The organism is Paenibacillus sp. J22R232 (assembly GCF_056269165.1).
The window spans coordinates 180,664-203,592 of record NZ_JBWDNK010000009.1 but is presented as its reverse complement, the minus strand read 5'-3'; the positions used below and the strand labels follow the sequence as shown (position 1 = coordinate 203,592).

24 protein-coding genes are annotated in these 22,929 nt (G+C 48.7%); 17 read left to right on the top strand and 7 right to left on the bottom strand.

Features of this window, described 5'->3' with window-relative positions:
* Nucleotides 1-25: 25 nt before the first annotated feature.
* From AC0YN3_RS23435 to AC0YN3_RS23420, 4 genes are all read left to right on the top strand, one after another.
* Nucleotides 26-3,619 (top strand): 3-keto-alpha-glucoside-1,2-lyase-like domain-containing protein, encoded by a 3,594-nt coding sequence (locus AC0YN3_RS23435; RefSeq protein WP_475777369.1) that lies wholly within the window; start codon nucleotides 26-28, stop codon nucleotides 3,617-3,619.
* A gap of 72 nt (nucleotides 3,620-3,691) precedes the next feature.
* The gene (locus AC0YN3_RS23430; protein ID WP_475777368.1) at nucleotides 3,692-3,898 is read left to right on the top strand and encodes a hypothetical protein; all 207 of its coding nucleotides are present in this window, start codon (nucleotides 3,692-3,694) and stop codon (nucleotides 3,896-3,898) included.
* Between the two features lie 80 nt (nucleotides 3,899-3,978).
* Complete coding sequence (locus AC0YN3_RS23425; protein WP_475777367.1) at nucleotides 3,979-4,152, top strand: hypothetical protein; 174 nt, start codon at nucleotides 3,979-3,981, stop codon at nucleotides 4,150-4,152.
* The gene (locus AC0YN3_RS23420; protein ID WP_475777366.1) at nucleotides 4,149-4,358 is read left to right on the top strand and encodes an S-layer homology domain-containing protein; all 210 of its coding nucleotides are present in this window, start codon (nucleotides 4,149-4,151) and stop codon (nucleotides 4,356-4,358) included. Before AC0YN3_RS23425 ends, AC0YN3_RS23420 begins: the two co-directional genes overlap by 4 nt.
* Nucleotides 4,359-4,905: 547 nt before the next feature.
* Here AC0YN3_RS23420 and AC0YN3_RS23415 read toward each other — a convergent pair.
* From AC0YN3_RS23415 to AC0YN3_RS23405, 3 genes are read right to left on the bottom strand one after another with little or no spacing between them, the layout of a single operon-like run.
* Nucleotides 4,906-5,094, bottom strand: coding sequence for a hypothetical protein (locus AC0YN3_RS23415; RefSeq protein ID WP_475777365.1), 189 nt, complete (start codon nucleotides 5,092-5,094; stop codon nucleotides 4,906-4,908).
* Between the two features lie 60 nt (nucleotides 5,095-5,154).
* On the bottom strand, nucleotides 5,155-5,586 hold the full coding sequence (locus AC0YN3_RS23410) for a hypothetical protein (RefSeq protein ID WP_475777364.1): 432 nt from the start codon (nucleotides 5,584-5,586) through the stop codon (nucleotides 5,155-5,157).
* The gene (locus tag AC0YN3_RS23405) at nucleotides 5,583-5,786 is read right to left on the bottom strand and encodes a helix-turn-helix transcriptional regulator (protein WP_475777363.1); all 204 of its coding nucleotides are present in this window, start codon (nucleotides 5,784-5,786) and stop codon (nucleotides 5,583-5,585) included. The genes AC0YN3_RS23410 and AC0YN3_RS23405 overlap by 4 nt, the downstream gene beginning before the upstream one ends.
* 331 nt (nucleotides 5,787-6,117) lie before the next feature.
* Between AC0YN3_RS23405 and AC0YN3_RS23400 the strand changes: the two genes are divergently transcribed.
* The 5 genes from AC0YN3_RS23400 to AC0YN3_RS23380 all read left to right on the top strand — a co-directional run bounded on the left by AC0YN3_RS23400 (nucleotide 6,118) and on the right by AC0YN3_RS23380 (nucleotide 8,781).
* Complete coding sequence (locus AC0YN3_RS23400; RefSeq protein ID WP_475777362.1) at nucleotides 6,118-6,621, top strand: MerR family transcriptional regulator; 504 nt, start codon at nucleotides 6,118-6,120, stop codon at nucleotides 6,619-6,621.
* Nucleotides 6,621-7,061 (top strand): SRPBCC family protein, encoded by a 441-nt coding sequence (locus AC0YN3_RS23395; protein ID WP_475777361.1) that lies wholly within the window; start codon nucleotides 6,621-6,623, stop codon nucleotides 7,059-7,061. The genes AC0YN3_RS23400 and AC0YN3_RS23395 overlap by 1 nt, the downstream gene beginning before the upstream one ends.
* A gap of 4 nt (nucleotides 7,062-7,065) precedes the next feature.
* On the top strand, nucleotides 7,066-7,503 hold the full coding sequence (locus AC0YN3_RS23390) for an SRPBCC family protein (RefSeq protein ID WP_475777360.1): 438 nt from the start codon (nucleotides 7,066-7,068) through the stop codon (nucleotides 7,501-7,503).
* 249 nt (nucleotides 7,504-7,752) lie between these two features.
* On the top strand, nucleotides 7,753-8,259 hold the full coding sequence (locus AC0YN3_RS23385; RefSeq protein ID WP_475777359.1) for a MarR family winged helix-turn-helix transcriptional regulator: 507 nt from the start codon (nucleotides 7,753-7,755) through the stop codon (nucleotides 8,257-8,259).
* Between the two features lie 156 nt (nucleotides 8,260-8,415).
* Nucleotides 8,416-8,781 carry a VOC family protein gene (locus AC0YN3_RS23380; RefSeq protein ID WP_475777358.1) on the top strand — a complete coding sequence of 122 codons (366 nt, stop codon included), beginning with the start codon at nucleotides 8,416-8,418 and terminating at the stop codon, nucleotides 8,779-8,781.
* Nucleotides 8,782-8,975: 194 nt separating this feature from the next.
* Here the strand turns inward: AC0YN3_RS23380 and AC0YN3_RS23375 are convergent, their stop codons facing one another.
* Complete coding sequence (locus AC0YN3_RS23375) at nucleotides 8,976-10,067, bottom strand: substrate-binding domain-containing protein (protein WP_475777357.1); 1,092 nt, start codon at nucleotides 10,065-10,067, stop codon at nucleotides 8,976-8,978.
* A 405-nt stretch (nucleotides 10,068-10,472) separates the two neighbouring features.
* Between AC0YN3_RS23375 and AC0YN3_RS23370 the strand changes: the two genes are divergently transcribed.
* From AC0YN3_RS23370 to AC0YN3_RS23355, 4 genes are all read left to right on the top strand, one after another.
* A complete protein-coding gene (locus AC0YN3_RS23370; protein ID WP_475777401.1) occupies nucleotides 10,473-12,089 on the top strand; it encodes a xylulokinase in 1,617 nt (538 codons plus the stop codon).
* Nucleotides 12,090-12,091: 2 nt separating this feature from the next.
* Nucleotides 12,092-12,787: an L-ribulose-5-phosphate 4-epimerase gene (locus AC0YN3_RS23365; RefSeq protein WP_475777356.1), complete on the top strand. Its 696-nt coding sequence runs from the start codon at nucleotides 12,092-12,094 to the stop codon at nucleotides 12,785-12,787.
* 42 nt (nucleotides 12,788-12,829) lie between these two features.
* Nucleotides 12,830-14,254, top strand: a complete 1,425-nt coding sequence (araA, locus tag AC0YN3_RS23360) for an L-arabinose isomerase (RefSeq protein ID WP_475777355.1) — start codon at nucleotides 12,830-12,832, stop codon at nucleotides 14,252-14,254.
* A 379-nt stretch (nucleotides 14,255-14,633) separates the two neighbouring features.
* A complete protein-coding gene (locus tag AC0YN3_RS23355) occupies nucleotides 14,634-16,727 on the top strand; it encodes a YDG domain-containing protein (protein WP_475777354.1) in 2,094 nt (697 codons plus the stop codon).
* An 82-nt stretch (nucleotides 16,728-16,809) separates the two neighbouring features.
* Here AC0YN3_RS23355 and AC0YN3_RS23350 read toward each other — a convergent pair whose 3' ends face one another.
* A complete protein-coding gene (locus AC0YN3_RS23350) occupies nucleotides 16,810-17,571 on the bottom strand; it encodes an SDR family oxidoreductase (protein ID WP_475777353.1) in 762 nt (253 codons plus the stop codon).
* Nucleotides 17,571-17,987: a MerR family transcriptional regulator gene (locus tag AC0YN3_RS23345; RefSeq protein ID WP_475777352.1), complete on the bottom strand. Its 417-nt coding sequence runs from the start codon at nucleotides 17,985-17,987 to the stop codon at nucleotides 17,571-17,573. Before AC0YN3_RS23345 ends, AC0YN3_RS23350 begins: the two co-directional genes overlap by 1 nt.
* A gap of 251 nt (nucleotides 17,988-18,238) precedes the next feature.
* Between AC0YN3_RS23345 and AC0YN3_RS23340 the strand changes: the two genes are divergently transcribed.
* Both AC0YN3_RS23340 and AC0YN3_RS23335 read left to right on the top strand, forming a co-directional pair.
* Complete coding sequence (locus tag AC0YN3_RS23340) at nucleotides 18,239-18,628, top strand: hypothetical protein (RefSeq protein WP_475777351.1); 390 nt, start codon at nucleotides 18,239-18,241, stop codon at nucleotides 18,626-18,628.
* A 232-nt stretch (nucleotides 18,629-18,860) separates the two neighbouring features.
* A complete protein-coding gene (locus AC0YN3_RS23335) occupies nucleotides 18,861-19,712 on the top strand; it encodes an alpha/beta fold hydrolase (RefSeq protein WP_475777350.1) in 852 nt (283 codons plus the stop codon).
* A 79-nt stretch (nucleotides 19,713-19,791) separates the two neighbouring features.
* Here AC0YN3_RS23335 and AC0YN3_RS23330 read toward each other — a convergent pair whose 3' ends face one another.
* Nucleotides 19,792-20,511, bottom strand: a complete 720-nt coding sequence (locus AC0YN3_RS23330; RefSeq protein ID WP_475777349.1) for a VOC family protein — start codon at nucleotides 20,509-20,511, stop codon at nucleotides 19,792-19,794.
* Nucleotides 20,512-20,675: 164 nt separating this feature from the next.
* Between AC0YN3_RS23330 and AC0YN3_RS23325 the strand changes: the two genes are divergently transcribed.
* Both AC0YN3_RS23325 and AC0YN3_RS23320 read left to right on the top strand, forming a co-directional pair.
* On the top strand, nucleotides 20,676-21,380 hold the full coding sequence (locus AC0YN3_RS23325; RefSeq protein ID WP_475777348.1) for a MerR family transcriptional regulator: 705 nt from the start codon (nucleotides 20,676-20,678) through the stop codon (nucleotides 21,378-21,380).
* 176 nt (nucleotides 21,381-21,556) lie between these two features.
* Nucleotides 21,557-22,816, top strand: a complete 1,260-nt coding sequence (locus AC0YN3_RS23320) for an MFS transporter (RefSeq protein ID WP_475777347.1) — start codon at nucleotides 21,557-21,559, stop codon at nucleotides 22,814-22,816.
* Nucleotides 22,817-22,929 lie beyond the last annotated feature (113 nt).

Genomic DNA, 22,929 nt, shown 5'->3' with positions numbered 1-22,929 from the left:
ATTCTATGGAAAGGTGGAAAATGGAATGAAGAAATGGCTTTTGGCGCTGGTATTTATACTGGCGACGGGAGGTGTGGGATGGCCAGCTGAGCAAAGCGCGGCGGCCGCGCCGATTCAATATCCGACGTCAATTACGGCTTTGCCGCCGGGCACAGATGTCGATGCGTTGACGACTACCCAATACGATACTCCTTGGTGGGTTCAGTATCATGTCACGACACCCGAACAAGCGCTGCTAGGCTATAAGGGCGGAGAGGGCGCCCAAATGATGTATTCACTTGCCGTTTCACCGAGCAATCCTCAGCATTTGCTGGTCGGCTCGGACACATCGGGTATCTGGAAAAGCGAGGACGGCGGCGTTACCTGGAGGAGCAGCAACGAAGGCTTTGGTTTGATGGGAACGGTCGACATCGCCTTTGATCCGGATGACGAATCCATTGCGTACGCAGCGGCTTCCCCGCATTCGACGGCCAATCCGACGCTGGAATCGCCATTCTCCGGCATATGGAAAAGTACGGATGGCGGCGCAAGCTGGGAGCAGGTGTTGTCCACCTCCTACTATCGCCGAGCGACGAACAAGGTGATTCGTTTCGGAGAGCCGGACGGATCGGGCAATCGTGCGATCTTCGCCGCTTCCCATAGCAAAGGCGTCTTCAAATCCGTTGATGACGGCGAGACGTGGAACCTGATCGGCCTCTCCAATATCACGATCCACGATTTGTGGGTCGATGAGGACAACGACCGCATCCTTGCCGCTACGGACACGCAAGGCATTATGGTTGGCACGGGCGGCGGCGCAAGCTGGACCGCGCACAATATCGGGCTGAGCGGACTTCAGGCGAGAAGCGTCATCGTCTGGCCGGATGATCCGGATCGCTGGATCGCGATTGCGGACGGCAAGCTGTTCGGCACCGGCAATGCCGGCGCGTCGTGGACCGAGCTTGGCATGCCGGGCAGCATCGATTCGGGCGGACGGCTGAATCGGCTGGTGCCGGGAACGCCGGACAGCCAGGGAGACGTGCGGATCTACTTGTCCTTGCATGGCAGCAAATACAATTTCCGCTACAGCGATGACGGCGGACTGAACTGGCAGATGGCTGCGGTTCATAGTGAAAACGCATTCAAAAAACAAAACTGGGGTTATTACAGCGAGTCCATCGGCGTACATCCCACTTCTCCGGGGAAAATATGGGTTCCGTTGGATAATGAGCTGTATACGTCCGAGGACGGCGGGACCAATCTGACTCCGAGCAACAGCGGATACTCCGGCCTGCGCGCCAGCCAGTTCCTGTTCGATGACGAGGACGACCATAACGTGTACATTGCCGCCATAGACCGCGGTCTGGTCAAAACCAGATTTTACGGGGTCGGGGAGCAGTTTCCGCTTGCGGAATATTTAATGGATGATTTGTACGAGCCCCGCTACAGCGGTCACAAGACGGTGCACAGCATTGCGCGGGACCCGGAAGACAGCCAACATCTCATTATCAATCTCGGCGACTGGTACAATTCGACCATTCTGAAGGAAAGCTTCGACGGCGGCTATAACTTTACGGAAATTCCGGGTACGGAAGGCATCCGGGCGAAGGTGATCGTCTATCACCCGCAGAACAGCGATATTATTTACGGCGGCGATAACAAAAGCACGGACGGGGGCGCCACCTGGTCCAAGCTGAGCAGGCGGATCGCGGCGATCTCCCCGCTCGACGGCGATATGGTCTGGTCGACCGACGGCGGGATTTTGTACAAGTCGACGGACGGCGGAGCGACCTGGACAACCGTCACATCGGCGATCTCCGGCATTCAGAACGTCGTGCCGGATCTGGTCGTGCCCGATCGGCTCTGGATCGGCAGCTTCGCCAACGGGCTGTATCGTCTGGACGGCAGCACGCTGACGCAAATCGGGGAAAGCAACGGTCTCGTGCGCAGTCCCAATGGCGCATTGCCGATCTATGATATCGCGCAAAATCCGAATAATCCGCTGCACTTTGTAGCAGGAGGCACAGAGAATGGCGGCTTGACGCCGTCGCCGGGGCTGTTCGAGTCGTTGGATGGCGGACAAACCTGGAGATTGGTGGAGGGGTTGAAGGGAACGGCGGACATTTGGACCGTGAAGTTTCACCCGAATTTGCCGCGCGTGTATGTCGGGACTTCCGCCGGCACCTGGATTTACCTGTATGATCATTATTATGATCGCAATTTCCTGAAGGACGACTTCCAACACGGCACGCTGGCCGGCTGGGAACAAGTGGAGGGACAATGGGAGAATGTCCACGAGCATTCGCTGGCGCTCCACATTGCAACCGGAGACGGTCAGATTGCAGCGGGCTCGACGTCCTGGAGCAATTATACGGTGCAGGCCTCTTTTATCCTGACGGATCAGTCTTCCGACGGCAGCGGCTCCGGACTTGCTTTCCGCTACCAGGACGGGAACAACATGTATAATGTTCAGTTGAACAAGGCGACCAATATGGTCAGGTTTCTCAAGAAAAAGAACGGCTCATGGTCTGCGCTGCACAGCGTGCCGTACCCGATCGTGCATGGCTCGCGCTACGAGCTGAGAATTGTGGCGAACGGAAGCACGTTCTCCGCCTATGTGAACGACCAGCATATGTTCGACTATCAGGACGCAGACTTTGCAACGGGCAAAATCGGCGTGAGATCATACAATACACGGACTTATGTGGATGATGTGCTCGTGCGGGATATGAATGATCAAGAGTTGTTCGCCGACAATTTCGACGACGGAAATATTCAGAACTGGACAGTTGATGTCGGCACATGGAACGCAGCTCCTCTATACCCGAACCGGGTGTTGGCTTTGCATGGCGGTTCGGCTGCAGGGCGCATTGCGGCGGGCAGCGCGGCATGGTCCGACTATGCGGTGCAGACAGACTTCCTCATACACGAAAGCGGCGGGGCGTCCGACATAGCGGCATTGCTGCTTCGCTATCAGGATGCGGACAACATGTATCGTCTGGAGGCCGATTACACGGCGCAGCAACTGCGGCTGGTCAAGGTGCATGAAGGGAATATGTCGGTTATTGGGACGGCAGGCTATGCTGTAGCCTCCGGCATCTGGCATACAGTCCGCGCCGAGGTTTCAGGCGGGACGATCGAAGCTTCCATCAACGGGAATGCATTGTTCACGGTCACGGACGCGGCCATAGCCGGCGGCAGGATCGGATTGAAGACGGCAAGCGGCGCCTCGGCTCTGTATGACAATATTACGGTTACACAGCTTGTTCCCGTTACGGCTGTCAGTCTGGACAGGCATGCCGTTTCGCTGGCGATCGGGGACGCGCCCGTACACTTGTACGCAACGGTGACGCCTGTGGAAGCGGATGACAAGCGTGTGCAATGGACTTCCAGCGATCCGTCCGTCGCAGTCGTCGACGGGATAGGCAACATCACGGCAACCGGCGTCGGCACGGCCGTGATCACGGTTTCGACTATTGACGGGGAGTACACCGATTCTGCAACCGTTCAAGTGGAGCCTGCCGAGGCGCCGGCCTCCCCTGCGGCGGCAGTGACCGGCGATGAAGTATGGCGTGTCGGCTCGGAAGTCCGGTTGCAATATCGCACTGGATGGATTGAGCGAATCGGAAGAAGGATTTAATGTCGCCGATCTCATTGTGCAATAAGATCTGAGGCAGCGATAGCTGCCCTGGAGGGTCAGCTCCAACAATTCATGAATGGAATCGTCTCGCTCGTACCGGGCGCTTCTTCCATTACGACTCGGGATTTGTCGATTGTCTTACAATTTTTCGGCGCAACCTCGGATCATCCGGACTGGAGCGAGATCGATATGGCCGACATTTACGATGAGAACGAAATTACGATCCTTTCGATTGCCGCAATAGCCAGAATGATATTGGATGAATGGCGGACACAGTAAACGCCTGATATACTGCGGCTGCAGTACGATCAGAGCCGCATCAGGCTGGCGAATGTCCGGAACGCATGCCAGGCGGAGGGATGAGCATCAGCCCGATAGTCGAGCGGAACCGGCTGCGTCTGGCGCACACCAAGACCGGATATACGACGGGGGAAAGCGGAGATTTCACGCTTGCGACCATGCAATTCCAGCGGATAGCGAGCGGCGCGGCGGAGCTTCGCCTGCATGAAGTCAGGTTGTCGATTCCGACTTGAACAGGACGATCCATACGCCGGAGATCGCTGTAAGCATCGAGTTGGGGCAGCTTGCAATTGCATTCACCGACATTGAAGGACATTGGGCCGAACAGGATATTCGGCTTGCGGCGGCAAGCGGGTGGATTGAGGGTTACGCGGACGGTTCTTTTCGGTCGGATCGGGCGGAATATGTCATATGCCTGACATTCGGACTGCTGCTTTGATAGAATAGGCCTCATGATTTAAGTGCATCACATTTGGCAAGTGCTATCGGTTTTCGAAACCGTATACCTTGCCAAATGTGATTTTTTTGTTTAGCGTGCCCAGAGGCACGCATTCTCTAGCTGGTGAAAGTCCAGTCGCGGGATGGGCCAAGCCTCGCGTAGCTTGGATTCTTGCGTACGGCAAAATCTGTGCGTAAAAGCGAATCGACCAAAGTACCTGTCGGAGACAGGGCGAGCAACATGCCAGACCGTAACATAAAGTGAATCCTGCCGCGTCGTCAAAAAGGCCTCGCAAGAGGGAGAAGAGGAAGCCGAGTCCCGTGAACTTGGACGAAGGCCATGGAAGCTGTTAAGAACTTGGATCAGCAGCGAAGAATCCTCCGGCGTACGGGGAGCGGCATGGTAGGAAAGAGAATGCAGTGAACTGGGGAGACACTCCTCTGCACGGAAAAATTTTTTTCAAATAGCGTTGAAAATCATGCATGAGTATCATTGCTATAGCTTTCCGTACAAGCTGAAGCGGAATCGGTTCCGTCTGGTTTTCTTATTATGAAACAACCTCAAATTGCAAGGTGCTTCGATTTACGATGATATATTCACCTGTTGATTTATTCATTACTTGGGACACTTCCTTCGTATGCGTGATCTCGAACCAATCATTTTGTATATCCACCAATAATTTGATGACCACATCATTTTCTCCATATTTTAAACCACTGTAAAATAATTTCGTCATCGTCACCATTCCTTATGATTAATAGGTTGAAATATGATTTGTAAAAAAACAGGCATTTAATTACATCTCTTTCTGGTACTTGAGACGGTAATAAGAGTTAAATCCAACGATAAACAGATAGGCAAAAACCAACAGCAACACCATGATTATATCTATACCCATCAAGGCAAATGCCGTAATTAAAGCTCCAAGCACAAAAACCATGATGTCATATGCTTTTGCTTTTGCCCGATTCGCGATTGCCATATTACGCTCATCCTTATTGTCAATCTCTAGCTGCTTTGCTGCGGCGGGATCATGCTTCATAGCGCTCCGGACGATTATTTCTCCCATACTGAGACCGAAAATACCGCAGCCAATCCCAAAGCAAATATATGGCAACGCTTGCAGCATCCCTTGTGGATCTTCAATTGTTTTGATGAAGTACAGACCACCTGCTAGTAGTCCTAAGCCTACAATGGCAAGAAAATAAAACGAAATCATTTTATTCATACGTTTTCCTCCTCATAAATAAAAATGTCTTCGATACTCATACCGAAAAACCGAGCAATCTTGAACGCTAAAAGAATCGATGGGTTATAACGTCCGTTTTCCAGCGAACCAATCGTTTGCCTTGAGACTTCAAGAGCCGTCGCTAATTCTTCTTGCTTAATTCCGCGTTGCTTGCGGATTTCTTCTAAACGGTTATTCAATGCGTTCACCCTCCATATGGAAAGCTAGCTTCCCATAAGTGGAGTATATCGCGCCATATAAGCAATGTAAAGCAAACTTTCCATTTTGATAAAAGTACCATTTCGCTAAAGAAGGCCCTAGAACTTGCCGTAACGGACAGCGCGGTAAACCGTATCCTCGTTTTTGGAACCTTAGGGAGTTAGTTTCCGGCCCCAGACACAATAGCTAGCGGTCAAAATCAGTGGGGAAAAAAATCGGTAAAGCGGCTTTTTTCGCTTGCACCTTACGTAACGTAATGTTTTACAATGGAGATACCGGTACTTAGCTAGCGACAAAGAGTGGGGATGGTTCATGAAGAGACATTGGAAGGTCGGGGATATTGCCAAGCTAACGGGACTTACCGTACGAACCTTGCGGTTTTATGATCAGATCGGATTGTTCTCTCCGTCGGGACAAACGGAATCCGGCCATAGGCTGTACAATGAATCGGACTTGTCGCGCTTGCACCAGATATTATCGCTTAAGGAGCTGGGCTTATCTCTAGAGGAGATTAAGTCGGCGTTGACTGGCGGGCAGATCAGTCCGCTTGAAATCGTGGGCCTCCAAATAGACCAGATCAAAGAACAGATTAAGCTGCAGCAGAAATTGTTGGATCAGCTCAGACATGTATCGAAGCTTATGCAGGGCAAGTCGGAATTAACGGTTGAAGATTTCACGGGCCTTTTGCAAGCGATGAAGATGGAATTTGAGAAACCGGTCATTGAGCGGAAAGCGAGTTGGGGGCAGCATTTGGACCTGCTAGGAGACTTTCTTGCCGAAGAGGACGGAATTCCGAAACATAAGGAGGAAGATTAATGAACGAACGATTCGTTAAGCATGGAACATTCGTCGTAGAACGGGTGTATGCCGCTTCGCCGGAACGGGTATATCACGCATGGGCCGATCCGATTGCCAAAGCCAAGTGGTTTTCGAAGCCAGACATTTTTGATTTCCGGGTTGGAGGGCGCGAGTACAGCAGCGGAGGGCCGCCGGAAGGTCCGGTGTTTACGTTCGATGCCTACTACCAGGAGCTTGTTCCAGAACAGCGCATTGTCTATACCTACACGCTAGATTCGGACGGCATTCGCATCTCCGTCTCGATCACAACGGTCGAGCTGATCAAGGTGGAGGGCGGCACAAAGCTGATTTTCACGGAGCAAGGTGCGTTCTTTGACGGACACGATACGCTGGAAGTACGGGAACACGGTACAAATATCATGTTGGACGCTCTGGGTAAGGCAGTAGAAGGGCGGTAGGAACATGACTATTGGCGAGAATGAGCTTATGGCTGTGCGCGAGTACGATGTCCCTCGGGAGCTAGTATTTCGGGCCTGGACAACCCCTGATTTACTAGCTAGGTGGTGGGGACCGCAAGGCTTCACGAATACGTTTCATGAATGCGATATGAGGCCGGGAGGCACTTGGCGATACACCATGCACGGGCCGAATGGCGTAGATTATCCTAACCATAACGTCTTTGTTGAGCTTCTGCCGCCGGAGCGGGTCGTGATTGATCATCTATCCGGCCACGAATTTAAAATAACGGCCACCTTTGAAGAATGCGAAGGCCGTACCAAGGTCACCTTCCGTCAGCTTTTTAAGAAAAAAGAAGATTTTGAACAAGCTAAGCCGTACTGCATACAGGGTAATGAACAGAACCTTGAACGACTTGGCAAGGTGCTGGAGGAATTGGCCTGAATTCGAATACATCGCCATGTGGGCTATAAGCCTTAGGCGATGTATTTTTTATGCCCCGAGTCAACGCTCCGGTCTTGAAAGTTCCTACATAAACCTCCAAACCAAGCATGTATTCGTAAAAGCGCCGCCACAGGCTGAGATACCGCGAACGATTGAAAGGATCCTTAGAATGGGACACCTAATTGGGGAGTATTAAAAAACGCATAAAATTTTACAGAAAATTAGTTGCAATAGCATTCTATATTTCATATGATGATATTAGATGCAATAACATCCTATTTGGGGGCGAGTACTCTGAGTGAACAATGGAAACCTGCCGGCAAGAATGAAACCGAATCACACGGACAGTACATCTCTGCCATCTACCGTCACATGCAAATCTTAATCTCTGCTGAGCTGGCACCCTATCGAATCGGGAGCGGGCAGTATATTTTCCTCATGGCAATCGCATCTGATCAGCCCATTACGCAAAAAGCATTAAGCGAAAAGCTGCTCATCGACAAGACAACTACCGCCAAGGCAATCGCCAAGCTAGAAGCGGAAGGATATGTGAGAAGGGAAGCGGATACCGCCGACAAGCGCTATCAGCAGCTTTATTTGACAGAAGCGGGACGGGATGTCGTACCGAAAGTGCAGGCGGCGCTGAATCGGGTCAAGATTAGAACCAGGAAAGGCATTGCTGACGAGGATTATGACCGGTTAATAAACCTGTTGAACATCGTGCTTCGCAATTTAAGCAGGCAGGATGAATCCTAATACGATCATTGAGTTGAAAAAGAGGAAACAAGGCGCAGTGTGTATCCTAATGCGGGCAAGGCGTCCGTATAAATGAATATCTAGTCAAATGTCACGTAAGCAATAGAAATTCGACTTTTAAAGGATGAACAAATGAACCTTAGGAGGATGTAAAGGATGATAGCGTGCCCGTTTATCGTAGTCGATAACTGTAAAGACGAAATGAAGTATTATCAAAGCGTTTTTGGCGGGGAGATCGTGATTCTGCGCAAGCAAGGGGAAGAGGTGCTGAATGCGGACTTGAATGTGGAGAACGCAGTCCTGAAGTTTGCTGACACCCAAGCAGCGAAGCCTGCACGGAAAGGCGATTATGTGAGGGTTTTTCTGAAACTGGAGACGGAGGAAGCATTCCGTAAAATTTATGATGAATTTTCAACCAGTGGGACAATAAATACGGAAATATACGAAGCTCCGTTTAACGGCCTACTTGCAATTGTTACCGACAGGAATGACGTGTGCTGGGTGTTGTCCTTTTACAGGTAATTTAGCGCGGTAACGGCATGATCAGCATTTGGGAGCCGCAGTTAATAATGAAGCAAACAAGCAAGCAGTGGCGATATCAACAAGAGGACGGCCTCATAAGGCCGTCCTCATCTATGCTTATAGGAGTCGGGCAAATAAGCTGGTTCACTTTTCTAGCACCAACGTTTCCTTCGCATGCTTCGCCGTGCCGATTCCTATTCCACTTCGATAGCTTTTACGGTTTCGCCTTCAATTAATACGGGCTGGTAGTAGGTGCTCACGGGAAGGTCTTTTTTGCCTTGTAAGTTTTTAATGACCCAGTCCGCTGCGTCGCGTCCCATTTGTTCTTGGGGATGCGTCAGCGTCGTTAGCTTGATATTGGCGTTTTTGGCGATATAGGAATTGTCTTGGCCGATGATAGATAGGTCGTCCGGAATGGATATCCCGAGTTGACGGCACACATTTACAACCTCCAAGCCCACCTCGTCGTTGTAGCATACAAGCGCGGTCAATTCATCCCGGTTGTCGTGCAGATACACTTCCAAGTTAGCGGACAGGCCCGACTTTGTCGATGTATCGAATGAAAGCACATGCTCTTGCTGGAACCGCAGTTTGGCTTCGCCTAGCGCTTTGATAAATCCCTTCATTCTGAACTTCCCTTGCAGATCATCCATTTTTGCAATGATGCCGATCTGGGTATGTCCTTTGGCAATCAGCTCCCGGGTTGCGAGATAGCTGGATTGCACGTCATCGAGACAGAAGAAAGGAACTTCAAGTTCTTCATAATAGGCGTTGATCATCGTGAACGGAACGTCCTGCTCCTTAAAAGATAGATAGTAAGCGATGTTGGGGTTATACACGTTGCTTCTAGTAGGTTCTATAATTAGCCCGTCCACGCCGTAGGACAGCATCATTTCCAACGCTTTTTTCTCCTGGGAGATATCATTATTGGTGCTGGCTAACAGCAATGAATAGTTATCTTCATTTAACCGGCTTTCAATGCCGCGGATAATGGAGGGGAAGATGTAATCGGAGATATAGGTTGTGATGACACCGATCGTTTTATTCATCGTTTTTGTACCTGATCTGGAGCGGTATTGGCTGCTCACGTACGTGCCGGATCCCCTCTCGCTTCGCAGGAATCCCTCGTTCGACAACTCCAGAATGGCCTTTCGAACCGTCTGTCGGCTTACGTTGTAGCTCTCCTGCAAAGCGAGCTCCGAAGGGATTTTCTCGCCTGCTTTGTACGTTCCAGAGAGGATATAGCTTTTGATATCGTCAATTATGAGCTGGTACTTTGGTTTCACGCAATCCACTTCTTTCATCATTGTTCGGAAAGTTGTACGTACACATTTTAGCATGATTTGCTTGAAATGCAAACGAAATGCCATCATTTGTGACTTTAACCGTACAAGTTGCATGTTCATTATTAGACAGATGCTATGAATGACACCAATTAAGGTGCTAAAATAACTTATGTTAGTATAACTATTAGACTATATTGACAAATGTACGTACAGAAAATATACTAAGGCTGTCAGTAAGAGAAAGCGCCTTCTTTCTATCGGAATTTTCCGGTTGTCTCATCGAGAGACCGATCCGTTGGGAAGCAGCTAGCATAGAAATCGGTGGGTTCCATCACGAAATGAAATCGCGATAGGAGCGATCAGATTTCCGTGCAAACTACGAACAGAGAGGGGCTATACGTGATTATGAATCAAGTGGATTGGAAAGAAGCAATTACCAAGGGAGAAACCTCGCTTGGCATCGAATTTGGATCTACGCGGATCAAAGCGGTATTGATCGATCGTCGTTTCGAGACCATCGCATCGGGAAGCTTCGAATGGGAAAATCTGTTGAAAGACGGATATTGGACGTACAACCAGGAGGATATTATAACAGGCCTCCAAACGGCTTACCGCGAAATGAAGCAGGAAGTAGAACGTAATTATGGAGTCACCCTTAGGACCGTGGGTTCAATCGGATTTTCCGCTATGATGCACGGCTACATGGCATTCGATAGCACAGGCGACCTGCTCGTGCCGTTTCGGACTTGGCGCAATGCAACAACGGGCGCGGCAGCAAGGGAACTAACGGGCTTGCTCCAATTTAATATCCCCGAGCGCTGGAGTATTGCGCATCTGTACCAAGCCATATTAAACCAAGAAGAGCATGTGCCGCGCATTGATTTCGTTACGACGCTGGCTGGATATATCCACTGGCTGATGACCGGCAATAAAGTGATTGGCATCGGAGATGCTTCCGGCATCTTCCCTATAGATGAGTCAACCCATAATTACCATCCAACGATGGTCAAGCAATTCAATGAATTAATTGCGGACAAAGGATATTCATGGAAGCTGGAGGATCTTCTTCCTAAAGTGAATCTATCCGGCGAGCAAGCTGGCGAGCTGACGGAGGCGGGAGCCGCGATTCTGGATCCTGCCGGGGATTTGCAGTCAGGCATTCCCTTATGTCCTCCGGAAGGCGATGCCGGTACAGGCATGGTTGCGACGAATAGCGTTAAGAAACGTACGGGAAATGTCTCCGTGGGAACTTCCGTTTTTGCAATGATCGTATTGGAGAAAGAATTATCCAAGGTTTATCCGGAGATCGACATGGTCACGACGCCGAATGGCAGCCCGGTCGGCATGGTGCATGCGAACAACTGCTCCAGCGATCTCAACGCCTGGATGGGATTGTTCCGCGAATTCTCCGAAGCCATGGGGTACAACGCGGATTCCGGCAAATTGTTCAGTGTGCTGTTGAATAAGGCGTTGGAAGCCGACCCGGATGGCGGCGGTTTGCTAAGCTACGGCTATCTCTCGGGCGAAAATATTACGGGAATCGAAAAAGGCAGGCCGTTGTTCGTTCGCTCGCCTGAAAGCAACTTTACGCTGGCTAATTTCATGAGAACGCACTTGATCACTGCATTCGGGGCATTGAAGCTCGGAATGGATATTTTGACCGAAAACGAACAGGTTGCGATTGACAGCATCTTGGCTCATGGGGGCCTCTTCAAGACACCTGTCGTTGGGCAAAAAGCTTTGGCCGCTGCATTGAACGTGCCGATCTCGGTTATGTCGACGGCCGGCGAAGGCGGGGCATGGGGCATGGCGCTTCTGGCTTCCTACATGACTAACAAGGATCAAGAAGAAAGCCTGGACGAGTTCCTTGAGCAGAAAGTGTTCAAAGATGCCGAAGGGCAGGAGATCGCTCCGGATAGAGCGGATGTCGAGGGGTTCCAAGTATTCATTAAACGATACCAAGCAGGGCTTGCCATCGAACAAGCCGCTGTAGACCATCTGCTAGAGAACGGGAGGGACTAACGTTGTTAGAACAACTGAAAGAAGAGGTATATCAGGCGAATCTGGATTTGCCGAAGCATGGCCTTGTGAAATTCACTTGGGGCAATGCGAGCGCCGTCGATCGGGAAAGCGGCCTGTTCGTGATCAAACCGAGCGGAGTCAGCTACGAGAAAATGAAACCGAGCGACATGGTCGTTGTGGATCTTGACGGTAATGTGGTCGATGGAGAAATGAGACCTTCCTCGGATACGGCGACTCACGCTGTGTTGTACAAACACTACCCGCAAATCGGCGGGATCGTGCATACTCATTCGACCTGGGCAACCATCTGGGCGCAAGCGGGTCTCGATGTACCCGTAATGGGAACGACGCATGCGGACACCTTTTATGGCGCCGTGCCTTGCGCACGGTTCTTGAACCAAGAGGAGGTTGACCGCGGATACGAAGCGGAGACGGGTCATGTTATTATCGAAACGTTCGAGAAGCGCGGATTGGATGTCATGGCGATCCCGGCTGTCCTGCTCCAAGGACATGCGCCGTTCACTTGGGGTAAAGACGTGAAGTCGGCAGTCGTGAACAGCGTCGTACTGGAGGAAGTTTGTAAAATGAACCTGTACGCGCGTCAATTGAACAATTTTGCCAAAGAACTGCCTCAAGGCATTCTGGATAAGCACTATCTTCGGAAGCACGGGAAAGATGCCTACTACGGGCAAAAGTAAGTACTATACCTATTTTTAAAAACAGAAAAGAGGATGATTACAATGTCAGTAACAGCAGCTAAACAATTTTGGTTCGTCGTAGGTTCGCAGCATCTGTACGGGGAAGAAGCGCTCGCTGAAGTGAAGGCGCACGCGCAGACGATGACCGATGCCTTGAATGACAGTGGCCTGCTCCCTTACCCGCTTGTCTTGCAGGATCTGGCTGTCAGCGCCGATAAGATTACAAGCATCATGAAAGAGGTTAACTATCGCGATGAAGTGGCAGGCGTCATCACGTGGATGCATACGTTCTCGCCTGCGAAAATGTGGATTCGCGGCACGAAATTGCTGCAGAAGCCTCTGCTTCATCTGGCAACCCAGTTCAATGAAAGCATTCCGTGGGCAACGCTCGACATGGACTTCATGAACCTGAACCAAGCCGCTCACGGTGACCGCGAATACGGCTTTATTAATGCCCGTCTGAACAAACAAAATAAAATCGTCGTTGGCTACTGGGAACGCACGGAAGTGCAGCAGCAAATTGCCGATTGGATGGATGTTGCGGTTGCTTATAATGAAAGCTTCCATATCAAAGTCGCGCGGTTCGGCGACAACATGCGCAATGTTGGCGTAACGGATGGGGACAAGGTAGAGGCACAAATTCAATTCGGATGGACCGTGGACTACTACGGCATCGGCGACCTTGTGCAATATGTGAATGCCGTTACGGAGCAGGAAATCGATGATCTGATGGCTCAATATGCAGAACTCTACACGTTCGATTACGGCAAGAACAGCAAAGAAGCGTGGGAAGCGAGCGTTAGAGTCCAAGCGAGCTATGAAATCGCCATCAAGCGTTTCTTGGACGAGAGAGGCTATAATGCCTTCACGACGAACTTCGAGGATTTGCATGGAATGAAACAGCTGCCTGGCCTAGCGGTCCAACGCCTGATGGCGCAAGGCTACGGCTTTGCCGGCGAGGGCGACTGGAAGACTGCCGCGCTCGATCGCTTGCTGAAGGTGATGAGCCGCAATCAAAACACGGGCTTTATGGAGGATTACACGTACGAGATGGCAGCCGGCCAAGAAGCCATCCTGCAATCCCATATGCTTGAGGTAGATCCATCCTTGGCAAGCAACAAGCCTACGATTATTGTTTCACCGCTTGGAATCGGCGATCGCGAAGATCCGGCGCGTCTCATATTTGATGGCAAAGCCGGCGAAGGCGTCGTTGTATCGATGGCGGACTTCGGCACTCATTATAAATTGCTGATCAATGAGGTTTCCGCATTCGAGCCGACGGTTCCGGCTCCTAACCTTCCTGTAGCTCGCGTGTTGTGGACGGTTAAGCCTAACTTCCAAGATGGAGTAAGAGCTTGGATCGAGAATGGCGGCGGCCACCATACCGTCGTTTCCTTGAATCTGACGACAGACCAAATCGTGACCTATGCGAAGCTGGTTAACTTGGAATACGTCGTTATTAAGTAATCCCTTATTACGGTGAAGGAAAGCGGAATCGTGACTTTTGCGCGGCCGCTTTCTTAAGCCAAATGTAAAAAACCGTTTCTTTCGTAGATGGTGATTCCATTTACGAAGAAACGGTTTTTTTATGTTTCTCAGCGCTATCTCATAAGTGAGATCAGATAAGTCTTACACATGAGCATAGAGTTGAAACGAAATTACATAAAATGTATCCCCCATTTGGGGGATATACCTTTTAATAGAACTGTTCTATAGTGAGAAGGAACGACAAAATTTGATAAAAATATTTATTTTTTTACTTTAGTTGTCAAATTGTGATATCAAATCATGTTGATAAAAATGTTTCAATCTGTAATTTGCAATGAAAATAGGAGGAATACGATCAATGAATTATACGAAAAAGCTAGCGTCCACCTTGCTCATTACAGTTATGCTGCTTCCATCGGTACCAGCAGCTTTTGGCGCTGCAGAAGCTTCGAAAACGGATATCAATGGAATATGGGCGGAAAGCCAGGTATCAGATTGGATCGATAAAGGATATGTTACAGGTTATGAAGACGGCAGCTTCAAACCGAATAACACGATATCAAGAGCGGAATTCATTACTTTGATTAACCGTTCCTATGGATTCACAGAAACAGCGACGGTTTCCTTCAGCGATGTTACTTCATCAAGTTGGATATACGTCGAGGTTTCCAAGGCGACCAAAGCGGGCTACATTAAGGGCTATGCGAATGGGACTTTCGGTGCAAACAACCCAATCAGCAGGCAGGAGGCCGCCGTTATCGTCGATCGCCTTTTGAATCTTTCGGAAACTGGCAATGCAGGAACAACTTTTACAGACTCAGGCTCCATCGCCTCATGGGCCAAAGCAGCGGTTGAAGCGGGAGCAGCGAACGGGATTTTGAAAGGTTATGCCAGTGATACGAACTTCAAACCGAATCAACCGCTTACGCGCGCTGAAGCAGTGGTCGTATTATACCGTTCGGTTACCGTAAAAGAAATTTTGGAAAACACACCGGGTAACGGAGCGGCGACTCCTACACCAACACCAGCGCCAACGACTATTCCTTCAACGCCTGCGCCGACAACACCTTCGACTGGCGGGAGCGATACAACGGTTCCGGTTCTATCCGGCGTAACGATTGGGCAAATCTCATATGGCGATGACATCAATGCCAAAAGCAATGAGAAGGGACATTTATATCTAGTCCCTGCAACAACGGCTGCAACCCTGACAGCATTAAACCAAGCCGTTGATGCATTTGTAGGCAAAAAACAATCCGTGGAAGCAGCTGCTAGTGCCACGATTACGACAGCAGGCTTACAAGCAGGCAATTATGTTGTGTACGCAGTGGATTCCTCCAACAATATATCGATCGTTTCAAATGAAATCGTAATGATTAAGAAGGAGCTGACTACTGCGGATCCAGCGACGCTGGCAGCGGTGAAAATGTATGATGGAACGAATTCAGCAGAAGTGATTGCAAGCTCGTTGGTGGGAGTGGTTAGCGGCGAAACGGTAACCGTAAGCGCAGTGGCTACCTACAATGACGCAGCAATCGGAACAGGCAAAACGATTACCGTAGCTTATACGATAGGTGGAGCGGATGCGGGCAACTATATTGCGCCTGTAAGTTACTCTGTAAATACAGGGGTCATTTCTGCGGCTCAACTATCGATCGAGGATCCACTATTGTCGCTTGTTGAATCGCTAGAGGGCAATTCAGAAGTAGAAGTATCGGCAGGGGCATTGCTTGGGGTAGTTCCGGGTGAAGACGTGACAGTGAGCGTGGAAGCATTGTACGTTACAAATGCCCTCGTCAATGCAAGTGCAAGTCCAATAACGATTGTTTACACGCTGTCGGGAGTGGATAGCGGCAATTATATTGCGCCTGCAGACAACACGAATTACATGGCATACGTACAATATCACCTAGATACGGGTATTATTATTGACCTGATCACCAATTTCAAAGTGTATGACGGTAACAACGAATCAGTTGTGCTGGCAGGTTCTAGAGAAGGCTCTTGTGTAGGAGTCGGGATGTGTCCTGGGGATGACGTAACGGTACATGCTCTAGGCACTTTTTCTGATAAGAACGTAGGAACGAACAAAGAGATAGTCGTATCGTATACACTATCCGGGGCAGATTCTACAAATTATTCACCTCCAGGCGAGGTTACAGTAAATACAGGAGTAATCATTGCAAAACAACTAAAAATTGCACCGCCGGTACTGCCAACCAAGGTTTATGACGGAACGGTAACAGCTGTCCTAACACCGGGTACATTAATTGGCGTTGTTGATGGCGATGATGTCACCGTGCATGCGGTAGCCACTTACAATAATGCAGAAATCGGAACCAATAAACAGGTGAAAATCGTTTATACCCTTTCCGGGGATGATGCAGGCAACTATATTGTACCAGCAAGCATCACAGTAAATACGGGTAGAATCGTAGACGGCCCTCAATAGGTAGACAAACCAAATAGCGAGCCCAAAAAAAGACTGTTCAAAAGCTAATCGCTTTCGAGCAGTCTTTTTTGCGCTTGGCAGGTTATTCAATTAAGCCTTTCGTGGCCGTATACATTTTTTCCGCGTATTCGTCGACTTTATCTCGCGACATACGTAAACGATCCACAGAAGTGCCGTATCCAATTTCCTGTTGTCCCTCTTCTAGTCCTTTGAAAATGCCATCTGTGAAGGCATCTAACGGTTCGCCTTGCGCATGTAACCCGGCTCCGCCTAAGCTCGTATTCACTGCAGGAGGAGCCACTTCAATTACTTCTACAGACGTTTCAGCAAGTTGATGTCTTAAGCTCATTGTAAACGAATGAAGCGCTGCTTTGGATGCGGAGTAAATCGGAGCAATTGCAAACGGCGTAAAAGCCAATCCTGATGTCACGTTTATAATAGCTGCTTTTTCTTTGGAGGCAAAAAAAGGAGCAAACAGCATCGAGAGATGAATAGGAGCTTCGATGTTGGTTGTGATTTCATGATTAAAATAACTCCAATCGTTCTTTGCGTCTGATTTTAGCATATTAAAGCGTTGTTGAATTCCTGCATTGTTAACCAACACATTTACTTCCGGATAGTTCGACGTTACCCAATCAAATAGACGTATACGCTCGGAGGCAATGTTCAAATCATTCACATAAGTAATAAGGCTCGGCAGTTTTTCTTTCGCATCTTGAAGTACAGCTGCACGCCGCCCAGTAACAATGACGGTATTTCCAGCTTGTATAAAGCGTTCCGCAAAAGCTAGTCCTATTCCTGAGGCGCCGCCGGTAATGAGTATTGTATTTCCTGAAAGCTCCATTAGACTTCCTCTTCTCCATTTTTTTTTAATTCATCTTTCATCTCATTTTTCATGCGTATCATACGCTTCGTATATCGCGTTATTTTCACGTCAATTGCGTTTAAGGCGACTGTCATTAGAGAAATTTCAGCTAGAACGGCTTGCTTGTGGTTTTTCATCATTTCAAGTCGCCGTTCAGTAGTGCTATCTCCCTCTACTACCCAATTAACATATTGTTTGATACCTTTTACTGGCATATGCGTGTTTTTCAAATAAATAATGATTTCAAGGAGCGTCATCTGATTTTCTGAAAATAATCGCCTTCCAGCTGCATCACGCTCTATTAGAGGCAGTAGTCCTTTTTTTTCATAATAACGTAACGTTGATTCCGGAATATTGAATTTGGCTGACACTTCGCTTATTGAACAATACTTCATCTGGAGGCCTCCAAATTTTATAATGCATGCCGACAGGAATAGGATACGACTTAAACCATGGTTTAAGTCAAATGCCATTTAATATGGTTATTCAAATGACCTTTGATAATGCGGCACCTGAACCATAATAAAATAAACAACTCAATTAAACGACTTATCGGATTTTCGAATATCCCACTATTTTGGGGGTGGGGTATAATAGAAGGGAGAAGGCTAAAGTCAAAGAGTAGAGCAGCCAAGGAGGATAAACGATGAATAAATCCGCGCACTTGAGCGTTACTGGCAGCAGCGGCGTGACCTACACCATTACGACTCAAGGGGCTACTTATCAGAATGATGCATTAGAGGCCTCGCTCATTATAGATATTATTCAAGGATTCGATACCGACCCCGATGATTTTATCGTCATGGATCCGAGCCTACCGATAGAGGGTAGCAGCTATATGCAGGCATTTCCGTTAAGGGGGTCCGTGAACGGCATCAACGTCGAGCTGCGACTGGACAATCCGGACGGATCGTTCAAGCATTACAGCTATTCGACAACGGATATGGGCGGAGTCATTACTATGTTTCTCGAGTACTGGGGCTTGCAGAAGCTGCCCGACTGGACGGGCTGGATAGATATAACGGATCAGTTCTGACTTTATCCCCACCGTACGAATGTATGCATGGGTACGATTGAAAACATGAAGGTAGCAGCCGTGTTCGAACAATATTACGAAAACGTCTGCCCATGCTTGGCTTATGATAGAGACGTGCGGGAGTTATTCATTATTCCTGATAAGTGGCAGGTGAACAGAGAAGAGTTTAGGCCAGGGAATACAAGCAGCATGCAAATCATAATCATTCATTATGGAGAGGTGGAAAACCAAGATGCCGGACACGCAATCTCATAGATTTGGAAATAGCCACTATATTCAGACCGCAGACGGACGCAAGCTGCATTATATGGAGAAAGGCGCAGGCAAGCTGACCGTCGTATTCGAATCGGGCATGGGCTCGTCCCGCTGTGCTTGGGGGCTTGTGCAGCCGCTTATCGCCGAGCATGCGCGCGCCGTCGTCTACGACCGGGCTGGTATCGGAAGGAGTGAGCCGGACCGGGAGCCAAGGACGCTGGCCAGAATGGCTAATGACTTGATTTTCTTATTGAACCAGCTTGGCACAGGCCCGTTTGTCCTCGTCGGACACAGCTGGGGCGGACCGATCATTCGCACGGCTGCCGCAATGGATCCCGCGCGCATACGCGGGCTTGTTCTGGTTGATCAGACGGACGAGCATTGCGGATTGTATTTCGAGGATTCGTCCGTGAAGCATTACCCGAGGATGAATAAGCTCATTCCGATGCTCGCCAGAGTAGGCCTATATCGGCTGATGGGGAGCAAGCCCGGCAAGGCATTGCCTGCCGATGTTTATAAGGAGCATCACCGAGAGGATTTCACGCTGCAGGCAGCTAGAACGATGGTAGCGGAAGGAATTCCTTTTCTTGCGGACTTAAGGGCGCTTCGAGAACGTCCGTTGAAGCTTGCAGGCACTAAGGTGTCTGTCATCTCTGGTACTCATATATCGCGAATGGAACGGAAATTTCGCCCGGCGCTTCACGAAGCCCATCGGAAGACGGCGACCGCACTAGCGGGCCGTTTGGTAGAAGCTCCGAATTCCGGGCATATGGTCATGTACACCGAGCCAAGCCTGATCGTGGACGAGATTAAACGGATGATTGATTAGGCTCGGATCAGCGGGTTGCGGACTAGAGTACATCGCTCGTGAAGCGTTGTACTCTTTGGCCTGAATGGAAGTGCGTTTTTTATTCACCGCTCATGATGTCGTTATATTGTTGCGAGACTCTGCTCCAATCGGGATCTTCAGTGTCGTGAGAGCTTAATAGCTCTTTAAGCTTATCGTTAATGCTGTGGCTCACTGCTTTATCGCGTTGGATATGAATATCCAAAGCAACCAGCAATATTTTAGCTGCATCCAAATCCTCTGCATGCATCGCATTTATATCTTCAGCAGGAAAGAATTTCTCCCACGTATTAAACGCTGCTTGGATATCCTCTTTTGAATACATTAAATCATATAGCAGCTCAAAATGTTTGGCATACGCCACGCTCTCAATGGTTCTATAAAAAGTAGGATCGGAGAAAGCGGTATTCGGTGTTCCGATATAAAACGTATTTCCCCCTAAATCTGTCATCATAAACCTTCGATCCTCTGCCAAATGCTTTATTTTTGAAATTCGCGGAATGCCTGTACGGGAAATTTTCCCGGTATCCCGTTTCAGTCCGGCAGTAAAGGCCTCATAAATCTGGTTCACATCGTCTACCTCGATATAGCACATCTGAGGGTTTTCATGAGGCAATATACGTTTGGTTACATAGAAATGCAGCTCCAACGAGCCGTAGCGAACAACTGCATATGGATGTGGCCGGGTATAAATTTGAATCGTTTTGAAACCTAAGCTCTCATAAAAGGAAACTTGTTCCTTTATGGATGGACATGGTAAAATCGGTTTGATTCTAAGCATGATTAGCCACCTCGTCTTTTTTGAATGTTCATTATGCATCAAGCGTAACACATTGATGCAAATGATAAGGTTTGTTGATTCATATTCATATGTTAGAATGGTCGAAAGCAATAAACCCGTCATATGCTTTAATGATAAATGACAGGGTTAGACGAGGGGATCAGATGAAAGGGATTGAAATAGCAAGAAAACTACATATAAGCACAAGCGCTTTAAGGCATTATGAGGCTTGGGGGCTTGTTCCTTATGTCGAGAGAGCAGTAAACGGGTACCGCCTATATACAAAAGAGCATGAAGCTTATTTCCAATGCATACGAGCGATGTATACCGGTTTTGGAATGGAATTGATTCGAGAGGTGATGCCGCGCATCATTCGTGGAGAGAAGCTGGATGCTTTATGGATAATTAACAAGGCACAAGTCAGATTGAATGCGGAAAAAGAAATCGTGCAAAAAACAGTCGGCATGCTCGATCTGAAAGAATTGAATGATCTTCCTAAGTACCGCAATAAACACTCGTTTACGATAGGCGAGGTAGCCGAAGAAGCAAACGTATCTACATCCACCATTCGGCATTGGGAGAAGGAAGGGTTAATTAAGCCCGAACGTCAGCAGGAAAGCGGATTTCGGATCTATGGCCCTTCAGATATCCGCAAAGTGCTTATTATCCGGACGGTTCAAAGAGTTGTATATTCCTTGGATACGGTTCGTGAGGTGGTAGCGGAGCTTGATAACCATAATGTCGCGCAGGCAAAGGAAATTGCCCTTAAATCACTTCAATACATCGATTATGCATTGGTTGAGCAAGTGCGGGGGATCGCCAGTTTGCAGCATTTATTGGACATCGTGTCCAATAAAGAAGAGCAGTGAGCGTGCCATTCATCGGGGTGACGAAGAGACGGCTATGGTTATGATCATACGCGACTAGAAAATAGTAACGCAATTAGGATTAGACATACCGAGATTGGCAATTACTTAATAGTAGGAATCTAGCATTTCTAGCAATGCTAGAATTGTGCGGAAAAGAAGGGAGTAAGATAAAGAAAATGACACCATCCGAAGAGCATAAAAACAAGCATTGGAAACGAGACATTATTATCTTTCTGAGCAGTCAAACCTTTTCGTTATTTGGCTCTGCATTAGTGCAGTACGCGATTATGTGGTACGTGACGCTCACTACAAAATCGGGCATGATGATGACGTTATTCATTATTTGCGGATTTATTCCGACCTTTCTGTTATCGCCATTTGCAGGGGTATGGGCAGACCGATTCAACCGAAAAAATCTGATCATAATAGCAGATGCGATGATTGCCGTTGTTACGCTAATTCTCGCGATTACGTTTTTACTCGGCTATAAAGAGATTTGGCTGTTGTTTGCCATTGCTGCCGTTCGCGCACTCGGCGCCGGCATTCAAACCCCTGCGGTTGGGGCTATTTTGCCCCAGATCGTACCCGAGGATAAGCTGACGAAGGTGAATGGCATAAACGGAAGCCTTCAAGCGCTCATGATGTTTGTTGCGCCTATCGTAAGCGCGACGCTGCTTACAATGGCAACGATCGAAGTCATCTTCTTTATCGATGTGGTTACAGCGGCGATAGCGATTTTTACGATAGCTTCCTTCTTGAGAATTCCTTTGCATAAAAAAGCGGCCGACCAGCAATCGACTAGCTATTTGGATGATTTTAAACAAGGCTTGAGCTACATTAAAAACCACAGCTTTCTCAAAACCTTTTTTATATTTTTCGCCTTTTTCTTTGTGCTGATGGCACCGGCTGCTTTTTTAACACCGTTGCAAGTGACTCGCAGCTTCGGGGATGATTATTGGCGGCTAACAGCTATCGAAATCGCTTTCTCTATCGGCATGATGGCCGGAGGAGCGATTATCGCCTCATGGGGCGGCTTCCGCAACAAAGTATATACGATGACCTTTGCTAACCTGATTATGGGCGTTTGTACGGTAGTTTTGGGTATCGTTCCTGTATTTTGGATTTACCTGGCTGTGATGGCGGTGTTCGGCGTTGCCATTCCCGTGTTTAACACACCGACCACCGTCATGCTGCAAGAGAAGGTTGATCCGAATTATTTGGGGCGCATCTTTGGCGTATTCGGCATGATCTCGACTTCGATGATGCCAATCGGGATGCTCATATTCGGTCCGCTATCGGATATCGTTGAGATTGAATGGTTGCTGGTCGGAACGGGAGTGCTAATGCTCGTACTGTCCATTTTCTTCATTCGTAATAAAAGATTAGTTGAAGCGGGATTGCCGGTCATCAAGGAAGCTTCAGTGGAGCAGGTGTAAGCGATATCCATTACGACTGCAAAGCGGGGAAACGGATGATTATAAAAGAATGCTCGTTAGCTGACATTCACCATCTCGTGAAAGAGTATTTGGCAGGCTTGTCATCGCCCTTC